The sequence below is a fragment of the Anaerorhabdus sp. genome (genome assembly GCF_036657415.1).
Classification (GTDB): domain Bacteria; phylum Bacillota_I; class Bacilli_A; order Erysipelotrichales; family Erysipelotrichaceae; genus Anaerorhabdus.
On sequence record NZ_JAVXGL010000020.1, the window covers coordinates 19,834 to 32,601 of the forward strand.

Consider the following 12,768-nt stretch of genomic DNA (forward strand, 5'->3'; position numbering starts at 1 on the left):
ATGAGCGAACTTTGTATAGAAATAAAAGACTTATCAAAAGAATTTCATGTGTACAATGCAAATAAAATTGTGAAAGCTTGCCAAGGAATTAACTTAAAACTTAAAAAAGGTGAATTCATTGGAATAACTGGAAGAAGTGGAAGTGGCAAGTCAACAATTTTAAAAGGAATCTATCGTACAAACTATCCACAAAAAGGCGAAATACTTTATGATAGTGAAATGTATGGGATGATTGATTTATGTAAAGCAACAGAAAGACAAATTGTTTATTTAAGAAAACATGAAATAGGATATGTATCACAATTTCTAAAAATCATGCCACGTACAACAGCAAGACAACTAGTAGAAAATGCAATGCTCGAAACTGAATGTAGTGAACGTGAAGCAAAAGAAAAAGCAGAAGAAATTCTAAGACATTTTGATTTGGATGAATCACTATGGGATGCATACCCTAATACATTTTCAGGAGGAGAAAAATTACGTGTAAACATTGCGATGGCAATGGTAAAAAAACCACGACTGCTACTTCTTGATGAACCAACAGCATCACTTGATAATGCAAGTAAAATTAAAGTAAGAACATTGATTGAGAAATTAAAAAATGATGGGACTACCATGCTAGGAATTTTCCATGATTTAGAATTCATGGAAGGTTTATGTGATAAAGAATTCAATATGCAAAAAGGCGAAATGAATGAATAGAGATTGGCATATTCATTCAAATTATTCTGATTCAAATCGATCTATTAAAGAAATTGTAGAAATAGCAATTAAAAACAATTTGCACTCAATAGCAATTACAGATCATGATTCAGTGAATAATTTAGATGAAATAAACAAGACAGAATCTGGTCAATTAATTATTCATCCAGGAATTGAGATAAGTGCATGGGATCCAAAAATAAAAAAAGAGGTACATATACTTGCATATCAATTTAACATAGAAGCAACAAACATTAAGGCAATTTATGAATCAACAATAAAGCAAAGAAATGAAATAGCTTATCAACAAATTTCACTTCTACATGATTTGAATTTCAAGATAACAGTTGAAGAAGTAGAATCTAAAAAAGGAAATAGTCCGTGCCTCTACAAACAACATATTTTAGATGTACTCAAAGAAAAAGGATATACTGATAAAATCTATGGAGACTTTTATAAAGAGATGTTTAAGAATGGTGGACCATGTGAAATAAAACCACAACTACCTCATATCAAAGAAGTTATTCATAGTATTCATGAAGATTATGGATTTGCGATATTAGCACATCCATTTCTTAGTAAGTGTGAAACAGAATTAGAACGATATAAACGCTATGGAATTGATGGTATAGAAACGTATCACAGTTCACAAACCAAAGAGAATATTGAAACCTGTAATGAAATTGCAAAACAATTTGAATGGTTAGAAACTGGAGGAAGTGATAATCATGGCAACTATGGAAATGAACCAGAAATTGGATCTTATTTTTAAGAAATTTGAAACTGCAAAAAAAGTAGTACTAAAAGCAGGGAAAAATGTTAAAGAAAAAGTTTTAATACAAGTAGATTTAAAAGATAATGATATTTCTGATTTAGTTACAAACTGTGATGTAGAATGTCAAACAATGATTATTGAAGAAATTAAGAAAGAATATTCAGATGACTCATGGTTAAGTGAAGAAAATGTAAAGGATATTCATTCAAGCAATCTTTGGATCTTAGATCCAATTGATGGCACAACAAATTTTGTAATGATGAAAAAAAATTATGCCATTTCATTAGCGTATTATCATGAAGGTATACCAATGTTTGGATTGGTGTATGATGTGGAAAGTGATGTTCTCTATCATTGCATTAAAGACCAAGGAGCTTTCAAAAATGATCTCCGGTTGAATCGTCTTAAAGAGCACAAGTTAAGCGAATCGATTTTAGATGGAAGTTTAAAAAGTTTACTCAGTTTTCAACAAGCACATGAACTTAATTTAAAAGTATTGACAAGGAAAATTAGAGGCCATCGTAGTTTTGGATGTAGTTCTTTGACAATTTGTCACATTGCTGAAAATGAGAAACAATTATTTGTATCAAATCATGTAAAGTTATGGGATTATGCAGCAGCAAGAATCGTATTAGAAGAAGTTGGTGGATGTATTGAAACATTAACAAGTCTTGCGAAGATGGATGAGAACCAAACATGCATTGCCGCATCATCAAAAAATTTATTAGATGAATTCAAACAAGAACTAGTAAGATGGAATTAACTCAGTTTTAACAAAGAGTTAATTCTTTTTTTATGTTGAAATCTTATAGTTGGAGTGTAGTTAATCTACATGGAGGATTTATGAAAAAAATATTCGCGGGATGTTTAGCATTATTATTAGTGACAGGGTGTGCACAACCAAAACAAGAAGACAACAAAACAGTAACAACAATAAAAGATATTACAGTAGCATTCTTACCAAACGAACAATCAGGTGGGATTAGTACCGTTGACCAAATGTTGATTGATGAAATCAAAAATGCATTAGGTACTGACGTTAATGTTACAGGAATTGTATGTGATGACTATTCTGCAGTAACTGAAGCAATGTTAACAGGAACAGCACAAATCGCTTGGGAATCAGGAGCAACGTTTGCAGCAACAAAAATGGAAGATGATGCAATTATTCCACTAGTTACATATGGTGAAGATGGTGATGTAACAAAAGCATCATACCCAGCTTATATTGCGACAAGTACTGCAAATAAAGCTGATTTCGAAGGAAAAACAAAAGAACAAATGTATGAACAACTTCTAAACAAATCATTCTCATTTGTATCAGCAACTTCTACATCAGGACGTTTAGTTCCAACAACATCTTTATATTTGATGTTTGGACCTGAAGGTAATGGAAAAGTTTCAAACAAATCACAAGTTTTCGAAAAGACAGACAAAGATGGTGGACTATTCTCTGAAATTCAATTTGGTGGAAATCACCCAGGTTCAGTTCAACTAATTGTAGAAAAGAAAGTTTATGCAGGAGCATTCTGTTGTAAATATGGAGAAGATTACAAAAATGATTTATACATCATTGATGAAGTAGCTGTACCTAATGGACCATTATGGGTAAATTCAGATTACATTACTCCAGAAATGCAAGAAAAAATCATTACTCATTTCACTTCATTAACACCAGAAAATTCAGTGCCTAATTTCTTCGATGATGAAAATGGATTCTTCTTCGAAAGTGATGCAGCTGGAAAAAATCGCTTTATTGCAATACCTGACGGATTCTACGATTTCGTATTTGCAATGTATAAAGATTAAGGGAGATATTTATGACACAAGTTTTGCAGATGAATCATGTATCTAAAATATATGACAATAAAATTACAGCACTCAATAATGTTTCAATAGAAGTTAAAGTAGGAGAACTTGTATCTATCATTGGACCAAGTGGAGCAGGAAAATCAACTTTACTTCGTACAATCAATAGAATGATTGATGTAACAAATGGGGATATTGTATTCAATGGGGTAGATGTAGTAAAAGCAAATAAAAAAGAATTGAAATCAATCCGTAAAAATGTTGGTATGGTATTTCAACACTACAACCTTGTTTATCGTTCAAGTGTTTTAGAAAATGTTTTACATGGTCGTCTAGCAAACTACACATGGCTACAATCACTTCTCAAACAATACCGTAAGGAAGATATTGATTCAGCGATGAGTATATTAAAGATGGTGGGACTTGAAGACCGTGCATATGATCGTTGTTCGAAATTATCAGGTGGTCAAAAACAAAGAGTTGGAATCGCAAGAGCACTTGTACAAAATCCCAAAATGATTTTATGCGATGAACCAATAGCTTCATTAGATCCCCAATCAAGTAAAGTTATCATGGAATACTTAAAAGAAATTGTTAACAAAACAAAAATTCCATGCCTAGTCAATCTACATCAAGTGGATGTTGCATTACATTACTCTGACCGTATTATTGGTATGCATGCAGGAGAAATTGTATTCAATGGTAAACCAGAAGAATTAACAGACGAAATGATTGAAAAAATTTATGGCGTTAAAATCGAAGATTTAATTAATCGTGAAAAGGAAAACTAGCGATGAATTATTTAAAGAAAAAACAAAGAATCCTAGTATTTACTTGCATTGCAGTTGTTGTATGTACTGCACTTGTAGGGAACGCAATTCACTTTCAATGGATTGACTCAATTACAAACTTTCCAAAAGGAATTGCACGTTTTATAGAATTATATCTGCCACCAAGTTTTACTGATTTCAATTCAATGTTAATTCAATTATGGTCAACAATCTTGTTATCTGTTGCAGGTTCCTTTGTAGGGATGGTATTAGGATTATTTGCGGCAATTGCAATTTCTAAAAAAACAGGTAAGAATAAATTACTTCAACTTATTGTCCGCTTTATTGCTTCCCTTACAAGAAATATTCCAGAAGGTGTTTGGGCAATTACATTGCTTATATGTTTCTGGTTTGGGGAGTTCTTAGCATTCATTGTATTATCTATTATTTCATTTGGTTTTCTCACAAGAGTTTATGCAGATGCAATTGATGAAACCAATGCTGCTTGTATTGAAGCACTAGAAGCAACAGGAGCATCATATTGGCAAATCATCTTTTGTGCAGTCATTCCAGAAGTAATGCCATCACTAATTTCATGGGGTTTGTATTCTGCTGAAAATAACATACGTTCATCAACAATTATTGGTATGTTAACAGGAAGTGGGATTGGATATTTAATTAGTAATTATAAACACTTTAGACAATTCACATCATTATTCACAGCAATTTTGTTAGTTGTCATTGTAATATTAATTTTCGACCAAACTTCAAACTATGTAAGAAGGAGGATAATGGAATAATATGACTGAAATACAATTAGTCTCTGAAAATATTCAGGGTAAAAAAGCGAAGCGATATAAGCTTAAAAACCAAGAAACAAGTGATGTATTAATTAAATTAATCTTATTGATTTTTGGTGTATTATTCATTACATTTCTAGTTTCTACAACGTATAAATGGGATCAATTTCGTCCAGACTTAATTCTTACCATTTTTGGTTCATTCTTTAGATTTGATGCATTGAAAATTAGTGAAATGATTACAATCTCTTCACTCTTGGTAAATACGATATTCTTGGGTGTATTATCAACAATTCTAGCAGCTGTAATAGCCTTTCCGTTTGGACTACTAGCAGCAAGTAATTTATCAAGTGTGAAATGTTCAAATATCATTAAAGCAATTGCAAGTTTTGTTCGTGCAGTTCCAACAATTATTTGGGTTTTAATCTTCATTTCCTCTTATGGACTAAGCGCAACAACAGCAGTTGTCGGGATGATTTTCCATGGATGGGCCTTCTTTGTTAAATCGTATAGTGAAAGTTTTGAAGAAGTTGACCCAGGAGTAATTGAAGCTCTAAAGGCAAGTGGAGCTAGCTGGTTCCAAATTATTACTGAAGCCGTACTTCCTTCGTCATCAAGTCGCATCATTGCTTGGCTAGCAATGCGTAGCGAAATTAACTTTGCGGTAGCGGTAGTAGTTGGGCCAGCGATTGGAGTGGCTGGTACAATTGGAAGTGTAATTAATGGTTATTCAAGAAGTGGATTTTATCCAGGACTTGGATTTTCAATATTATGTGTATTTGCAGTAGCTTTCCTATTTGAAATTCTAATAAATAAACTTCGTGCAAAAACAATAGAATAAAATGAGGTATAACTGTTAAGTTATACCTTTTCTATTGACTTCATAAATCTGCTTTCGTAGACTTTGGGTAGAGGGAAAAGATATGAAAAAATATGGATTGTTCGTGCTAATTTTATTTTTAACAGGATGCACACCAGTTACAAAACAAAATATCGTTACACCTACACCGAAAGTAACTTCAACTCCTACTGCAAACTCAGCAACCCCAACACCCAAAGCAGAAATAGATATAAAAGAATTAATTGTTGAGGAATTGAATCCAATGATTGAAGCGTATAATAAACGTTCAAATAATAAGGTGACAGGGTTATCTTCAAAATTGGTACTACTGGATAATAATATTAAGCCTAAAATAATTAGTGATAATGAAAACTACATTTATTATGAAATTGAGATTGATGATATTTATAGTTATTCATTTTACAATGGTAAAAAAGATAATAGCATTTATAATGTAGCATTCAATGTAAATATAGATGCAGTTAAAGAAAAAGCGAATATAAATTATCAAGAAGAAACCTTAATAGCAAAAGAATTAGAAATGTATATTTCTAATAATGACAGCAGTTTACAAGGAACAGGATTTATGACTTCAAAAAAAACGGTAGATATGGATGGGATTAGTTATTCACCGATAATAAATTTTGATAATAAAAAAGATATTTCAAGTATGGAAGATTTACTATGGTTCTATGAGCAAGGTTATTCATGGGATAAGAAAGAAGAAATCATAAACAGTATATTTAATCCAAGTAGTGGGTATTCACCAGCAATGATAATTGATTATCAGGGTTACCCTTATCGTTACCAATGTGAATGTGGATTATACCCAATGAGTTGGGTAGAAATCATACCAGAAGCTATTATCAATGTTCAAAACATTAATGAAGTAACAAAGAAAATAGAAATAGCTGGAATTCATAAGGGTGAAGCAAGTGCACTTGAATCAAAAGCAATTGTCATAGCAACAGTGAAATATGAAGATAATAAATGGAAAGTAGTTTCAGTAGAAAATATCTGGTTATAAAAAATAGAAAACAACAAAGGATTGGCAATCAAAATCCCTTTTCTTATTTTGAAAAAATAGAGATACACTTGACATATACTATATAATGAAAAAGAAAAGAGGATAGATTATGTTCGAAACTAAACTGCTAAAAGGTAAAGAAATAAAGAATATTTTTATGCGTTCAGCAACAAATGAATTTTACTTTGATGAAGATGGTGGCATGACAAGTGACTACCTTGATTACTATGAAAAATTTGCCAAGAATGAAGTAGGAATAATAATCACAGGGCATGCGTATGTCTGTGAGCAAGGACGTGCAAGCATCCTTCAATTAAATCCTTCAAATAATCAAAATTATGAAAAATTTAAAGAACTAACAAGAAGAGTTCATGAAAAAGGTTCGCGCATTCTTATGCAATTAGCCCATTCAGGATCAAAGGCAAAACCAGCAATTACTAAAATGGAAGTTGTTGGTCCCAATGATGAAGAAGGGTGTCGAGGGTTAAGGGATGACGATATGAAGGGAATTATCGAAGCATTCTTGAAAACTGCAAAGTTAGCAGAAGAAACAGGTTTTGATGGTGTCCAAATACACTGTGCCCATGGATATCTACTATCATCATTCATTAATAGTTGTAAAAATCATAGACAAGATAATTATGGTGGTTGCATCGAAAATCGTTTAAGATTAGTGCTTGATATTGCCAAGGCAATAAAATCAACGGCAGCAGAAGATTTTATAATAGCTGTTAAAATTGATGCGGATACAACTTCAACAAATGATTTTATACAAATGGGGAAATTATTAGAAACTGCAGGGATTGACCTTATTGAAGTCAGTGGAATGAGTTATTCACAATTACCAAGAGATGCGGAAGCTTATTGGCTTGAAGAGTGCAAGCGTCTAAAAGAAAACACGACTGTACCCGTTGCGATAGTGGGTGGAATTTATAATAAGAGTTGTGCTCAACGATGTTTGAATGAAGGCATTGATATTATTTCGATGTCTAGACCTTTAATAAGTGAACCTGATTTGATTAGTAAATGGAAAGAAGAAAAAGAGATAGCTAGTCGTTGCTTGAGATGTGGGCAATGTTTTAATAAGGAACGTGGGAAAACATGTATTTTAAATAAATAGGCGCAAGCCTATTTTCTTTTCCTAACTGTGAGGAAAAAGAATATTTGAAACAAAGAAGAATATAAAATATATTAGGGTTAACAGTTAATGTCGACAATCAATTGTTATTTAAAGGAGAATAGAATATGAATATATCTAAGTTTCAAGAAACATTAATGAAATTCTTAATGCCTATTGCAAACAAAGTAGAACAACAAAAACATCTCCAAGCTATTAAAGATGGTATGATTGCATCAATTCCAATCATTGTTGTGGGATCAATTTGTTTGTTGCCGCTTGGAATTATGAATTTACTAGGAAGTGGACCAGTATTTGATTTCATCGCAAGTAACCTAGGGGTACTTACTTATGCAAGTGGTTTTACAATGGATTTATTATCATTATATGCAGTGTATTTCATTGCAAAATCATTATCAGAAAAGTATGATCTAAAAGGAAGTCAACCAGCAGTAACAGCAATTGTTGTCCAACTAATTCTTAGTGGAGTAATTGCGGATGGGGCTTTAAGCATTGGTTATTTAGGTGCTAGTGGTTTATTTACAGCCATTGTATCAGCAATTATCACAGTTGAGGTTTATCATCTTTGTTATAAAAAGAATATCTATATTAAGCTTCCAGATAGTGTTCCAGCCATGGTTGGAGATAGCTTTGCATCTTTAGTGCCACTTTGCTTGAATGTAATTATTGCGGTTGCAATTGCAACAATTTCATTAAATTTATCAGGTTCTGTATTTCCACAAGCATTGATGAGTTTCTTGGCACCAGCAATTTCTACAATGGATACATTACCTGCATTATTAATTGTTGTATTCTTAACACAATTATTATGGTTCTTTGGATTACATGGTCCTTCAATCACATCTGCTGTATGGGCACCATTTGCGATTGCTTATGGCGCAGAAAATATTGCTAATTATGCAGCAGGATTGCCAGTAAGTCATATCTTTACATTTGGATTATATTATTGTATTTTACAAGTAACAGGTTCAGGATTAACACTGGGATTAAACTTATTGATGGTTCGCTCAAAAGCAAAATCACTAAGTTCAATTGGTAAAGTGGGATTAGTTCCTTCACTATTTGGTATTAATGAACCATTAATTTTTGGAACACCAATTCTTCTGAATCCATTCATGTTTATACCATTTGTATTTGGACCATTAATTGCAACTGCAATTACATACTTCAGTATGACAAGTGGTCTTGTTGGAATGCCTATCGCAAATCCTCCAGGTTTCTTACCTCCAGGAGTTGGTGCATTCTTAATGACATTGGATTGGAAAGCGGTAGTCTTAGTAGTCGCACTATTAATCCTTATGACTCTTATTTATTATCCATTCTTTAAAATGATGGAAGCTGATGAATTAAAAAAAGAGTCTGAAAATAACAATTAGGAGGTCTTATGTTTTCTGGAAGACAAGTCTCTATTATTAAGATAATTCTTGATAATAATCTAGGTGTCCACGGTTCTGTTATCGCAGATACTTTGAGTGTGTCTTCCAGGACAATAAGAAATGAAATTAATGAGATTAATAAATTATTTGGTAAAGCATTAATTCTATCAAATAATAAAACAGGTTACTCGTTAAATGAGCAATATAAATCAGAAATTAAACTATTGTTAAATGATGCGGATGACCGGAACGACGGTTTGTTACGAAGCTATGAAATTTTAGGTAAAGTACTATTTGACGCAGAACTTCAACTGGAAGATTTAAGTGAACTTATGAATTATTCTTCGCAAACAATTCGCAAAGATATTCAAAAACTTGATCAACATTTACTAAGCCATTATCAAATTTCATTAATAGAAGTTGAATCAGAAAAAATAAAAATAAAAGCAAGTGAAGAAGTAATAAGAGAAACACTATTTAAGATATTAAAAGATGCGATTACCTCTAATAATACAGATTATGCAAAGTTATTAGAAGTGATACTTGATGATGGATTTAAAAAAGAATTACTAGATCAAGTATTGGACGCTATCTTCACCTTGTGTGATGAATGTGAAATTCAAATATCGATTGAAAATATAAAAATACTACAAGCTGCAGTGGTTATATGTATTGTAAGAAATGAATATAATTTCACAGTGGAAAATGAAAAAGAAATTATCAATCCTATTTTATTAACATTGATGAGTAAGGTGAGTAATTTAAATGAAAAAGATTTACCCTTATTACAAAAATTAATTCATACATTTAAAATAATCAAGAATGATAAATCAATAGAAATTCATGATTTTAGTAGAGTGGTATTAGATGAATTTATTGATGAAGTATTTGATAAATATAATCTTAACTTAAAAGAATCAGATGATTTATATAACAATATGCTAGTTCATATTGAATACATGTTGAGAAGAATAGAAAACGGATATGAATTAAGAAATCCAATTATCAGTGATATTAAAAGTAAATATCCATTTGCGTATGAAGTATCCATGTTAGTTGTGCACATTGTATATAAGTATAAGAATAGATATATCTTAGATGATGAAGTGAGTTATCTTGCGATTTATATTGAACATTTTTTAGAAAATATAAATGAGAAGATACGTGCAGTATTAGTTAGTTCACAAAGACATAGTATCAATCAAGTTTTAGAGAAGTGGATTGATACCAATTTTAAAAATCAAATTGTAATTCAAAAAATTCTAGATAAAACAAGAATGCAACATTACAACTTGAGTTCATTTGATTTAATTCTCACATTCAATGAACAAATATATTCAACTGAATTAGAAACATTTGCGTTTAATGGATTACCAGAAATGCGTGATGTGAATCGACTCAATGAATGTATTCATACAGTGAAAATGAATCAACGAATTAAATCAGCAATAAACAATTACATTCATGTCGATTTAATCAAAATATTTGATGATACTACATTTGAGAATGTGATTGAAGAGTTATCAAATTTATTAGAAAATAAAGAAATTATTGATTCGAGTAAAGAGTTTAGTGAAGATGTGATTGCAAGAGAAATTAACTATCCAACCAATCTTGGTGATACCTTAATGATGCCTCATCCGCTTTATACATTTGCAAATAAAACAGCAGTAGCGATAGGAGTTATCAAAAAAGGTATTGAACATAATGAAAATGTTGTCCGCTTGGTATTTTTATTGGCGATAGAAAAAGTAAGAAATTCTGAAATAAATTTTATCTTTCAATTCTTCAAACAAATTAGTAATAATAAGAATTTACTAAAGAGTCTTTATGAAAGTGAAACAAAAGAAGAAATGATTTCAAACATGTTTAAATTTAGTTCAAGCAAGAATTAAATGAAAGGAAAAATGCATTGATAGAATTTGAAAACAAACAAAGTTTTACACAGCGAACGATTATACTATTGGTGGGATTATTCTTGATGGGAATATCTATTGCATTATGTAGTAAAACAGGATGGGGAGCTGATCCAATAACAGTTTTGTATGATGGGATTGCGAAGAGTCTTCATGTAACACTAGGTGTTGCTTCAGTCATTGTCGCAATTGGTATGGTAGTAATTACTTTCATACTAGATAGAAAACAACTTGGTGTAGGAACATTAGTAAGTCCATTTATTATTCAAATGGGAATTGATATTGCTTTCCCATTAATCAAAATTCCTTCAAATCAAATGATTAATTTCTTGTTTTTTCTGCTCGGTCTACTTGGATTAAGTCTTGGAATATCAATGACAATTTGTGCAGATGTGGGAAAAGGTTCTTACGATGCATTATTGATAAGTTTATCTAATCTATTTAACAAAGAATACACAATAGTCCGTTGGGTAATTGATGCTTTATTAATTGGACTTGGTTTATGTTTGCACGGTTCACTCACAGCAGGAACAGTAGTGGCTATTCTATTGTTAGGTAAATGTATTACATTTTTTAACAAGCAATACAAAAAAGTTTTTAACAATAAAATCTAACACAAATGTGTATCAATTTATTGTTCAAATTATAGAAAGATGAGGACATAAAATGAAAGAAAGATTTTCAATTGTAATTGCAGGGGGAGGGAGTACATACACACCAGAAATTATCCTAATGTTGTTGGATAACTTAGATAAGCTCCCATTAAGAGCGATTAAGCTCTATGATAATGATGAAGAAAGACAAAATAAAGTTGCAAAGGCATGTGAAATACTCGTAAAAGAAAAAGATTCATCAATTGACTTTATTGCGACAACAGATCCAGAAACAGCATATACAGATGTTGATTTCTGTTTAGCACATATTCGTGTTGGACAATTGCCGATGCGTGAATTAGATGAAAAAATTCCACTTAAATATGGTGTGGTAGGACAAGAAACATGTGGACCTGGTGGAATAGCGTATGGTATGCGTTCGATTGCAGGTGTATTAGAAAATATTGAGTACATGGAAAAATATTCTCCAAATTGTTGGATGCTAAATTATTCAAATCCAGCAGCAATTGTTGCGGAAGCATGTAGAAGAATTAAACCCAATGCTCGTGTTATCAATATCTGTGATATGCCAATAGGCATGGAACATAACATTGCGGAAATATTAGGATTTAAATCGAGAAAAGAGATGGATATCCGTTACTTTGGATTGAATCACTTTGGTTGGTGGACATCAATAAAAGATAAAGACGGTAATGAACATATTCATCGCTTAATTGATCATCAATTAAAATATGGAAATTGTGCAGTTAATGATGATCCGTCAAAATACTCTGACAATAGTTGGCAAGAAACAGCACGTAAAGTAAAAGACTTAGTACAAATTGATCCTACAATGACGCCAAGTTCATACTTACAATACTATCTATATCCAGATGATATGGTTGCACACTCTGATCCAAATTATACACGTGCTAACCAAGTAATTGATGGAAGAGAAAAACGTGTATTTACAGAATGCAAACGTATTGAAGAAAAAGGTACTGCAAAAGATACATCATTA

At 31.6% G+C, this 12,768-nt stretch carries 13 protein-coding genes; all 13 read left to right on the forward strand.

Annotated features, from left to right (window positions below):
- Positions 1 to 702: a phosphonate C-P lyase system protein PhnL gene (locus RSB60_RS04550; RefSeq protein ID WP_323381717.1), complete on the forward strand. Its 702-nt coding sequence runs from the start codon at positions 1 to 3 to the stop codon at positions 700 to 702.
- Positions 695 to 1,474, forward strand: a complete 780-nt coding sequence (locus RSB60_RS04555; protein ID WP_332614798.1) for a PHP domain-containing protein — start codon at positions 695 to 697, stop codon at positions 1,472 to 1,474. The genes RSB60_RS04550 and RSB60_RS04555 overlap by 8 nt, the downstream gene beginning before the upstream one ends.
- Positions 1,431 to 2,240, forward strand: a complete 810-nt coding sequence (locus RSB60_RS04560) for an inositol monophosphatase family protein (RefSeq protein WP_332492647.1) — start codon at positions 1,431 to 1,433, stop codon at positions 2,238 to 2,240. Before RSB60_RS04555 ends, RSB60_RS04560 begins: the two co-directional genes overlap by 44 nt.
- Positions 2,241 to 2,320: 80 nt before the next feature.
- On the forward strand, positions 2,321 to 3,286 hold the full coding sequence (locus RSB60_RS04565) for a PhnD/SsuA/transferrin family substrate-binding protein (protein ID WP_323381714.1): 966 nt from the start codon (positions 2,321 to 2,323) through the stop codon (positions 3,284 to 3,286).
- A gap of 11 nt (positions 3,287 to 3,297) precedes the next feature.
- On the forward strand, positions 3,298 to 4,077 hold the full coding sequence (phnC, locus tag RSB60_RS04570) for a phosphonate ABC transporter ATP-binding protein (RefSeq protein WP_323381713.1): 780 nt from the start codon (positions 3,298 to 3,300) through the stop codon (positions 4,075 to 4,077).
- A gap of 2 nt (positions 4,078 to 4,079) precedes the next feature.
- Positions 4,080 to 4,856 carry a PhnE/PtxC family ABC transporter permease gene (locus tag RSB60_RS04575; RefSeq protein ID WP_323381712.1) on the forward strand — a complete coding sequence of 259 codons (777 nt, stop codon included), beginning with the start codon at positions 4,080 to 4,082 and terminating at the stop codon, positions 4,854 to 4,856.
- Between the two features lies 1 nt (position 4,857).
- The gene (locus RSB60_RS04580; RefSeq protein WP_332614801.1) at positions 4,858 to 5,697 is read left to right on the forward strand and encodes a PhnE/PtxC family ABC transporter permease; all 840 of its coding nucleotides are present in this window, start codon (positions 4,858 to 4,860) and stop codon (positions 5,695 to 5,697) included.
- 82 nt (positions 5,698 to 5,779) lie between these two features.
- Positions 5,780 to 6,724: a hypothetical protein gene (locus RSB60_RS04585; RefSeq protein ID WP_332614803.1), complete on the forward strand. Its 945-nt coding sequence runs from the start codon at positions 5,780 to 5,782 to the stop codon at positions 6,722 to 6,724.
- Between the two features lie 109 nt (positions 6,725 to 6,833).
- On the forward strand, positions 6,834 to 7,844 hold the full coding sequence (locus tag RSB60_RS04590) for an NADH:flavin oxidoreductase (protein ID WP_332614804.1): 1,011 nt from the start codon (positions 6,834 to 6,836) through the stop codon (positions 7,842 to 7,844).
- A gap of 125 nt (positions 7,845 to 7,969) precedes the next feature.
- Positions 7,970 to 9,238, forward strand: a complete 1,269-nt coding sequence (locus tag RSB60_RS04595) for a PTS sugar transporter subunit IIC (protein ID WP_323382352.1) — start codon at positions 7,970 to 7,972, stop codon at positions 9,236 to 9,238.
- A gap of 8 nt (positions 9,239 to 9,246) precedes the next feature.
- A complete protein-coding gene (locus tag RSB60_RS04600; RefSeq protein ID WP_332614806.1) occupies positions 9,247 to 11,133 on the forward strand; it encodes a BglG family transcription antiterminator in 1,887 nt (628 codons plus the stop codon).
- A 17-nt stretch (positions 11,134 to 11,150) separates the two neighbouring features.
- Entirely contained in the window at positions 11,151 to 11,768 is a 618-nt protein-coding gene (locus RSB60_RS04605) for a YczE/YyaS/YitT family protein (protein ID WP_323382350.1), read from the forward strand.
- Positions 11,769 to 11,820: 52 nt separating this feature from the next.
- Positions 11,821 to 12,768 (forward strand): family 4 glycosyl hydrolase (locus RSB60_RS04610; RefSeq protein ID WP_332614808.1); only part of this gene is annotated, 948 nt, incomplete at its 3' end.

What these genes read in the sequence shown, in the direction of transcription:
- RSB60_RS04560 (WP_332492647.1), top strand. Translation starts at nt 1,431, where the DNA reads ATGGCAACTATGGAAATGAACCAGAAATTGGATCTTATTTTTAAGAAA.
- RSB60_RS04550 (WP_323381717.1), top strand. Translation starts at nt 1, where the DNA reads ATGAGCGAACTTTGTATAGAAATAAAAGACTTATCAAAAGAATTTCAT.
- RSB60_RS04590 (WP_332614804.1), top strand. Translation starts at nt 6,834, where the DNA reads ATGTTCGAAACTAAACTGCTAAAAGGTAAAGAAATAAAGAATATTTTT.
- RSB60_RS04585 (WP_332614803.1), top strand. Translation starts at nt 5,780, where the DNA reads ATGAAAAAATATGGATTGTTCGTGCTAATTTTATTTTTAACAGGATGC.
- RSB60_RS04580 (WP_332614801.1), top strand. Translation starts at nt 4,858, where the DNA reads ATGACTGAAATACAATTAGTCTCTGAAAATATTCAGGGTAAAAAAGCG.
- RSB60_RS04600 (WP_332614806.1), top strand. Translation starts at nt 9,247, where the DNA reads ATGTTTTCTGGAAGACAAGTCTCTATTATTAAGATAATTCTTGATAAT.
- RSB60_RS04575 (WP_323381712.1), top strand. Translation starts at nt 4,080, where the DNA reads ATGAATTATTTAAAGAAAAAACAAAGAATCCTAGTATTTACTTGCATT.
- RSB60_RS04565 (WP_323381714.1), top strand. Translation starts at nt 2,321, where the DNA reads ATGAAAAAAATATTCGCGGGATGTTTAGCATTATTATTAGTGACAGGG.
- RSB60_RS04555 (WP_332614798.1), top strand. Translation starts at nt 695, where the DNA reads ATGAATAGAGATTGGCATATTCATTCAAATTATTCTGATTCAAATCGA.
- RSB60_RS04595 (WP_323382352.1), top strand. Translation starts at nt 7,970, where the DNA reads ATGAATATATCTAAGTTTCAAGAAACATTAATGAAATTCTTAATGCCT.
- phnC (WP_323381713.1), top strand. Translation starts at nt 3,298, where the DNA reads ATGACACAAGTTTTGCAGATGAATCATGTATCTAAAATATATGACAAT.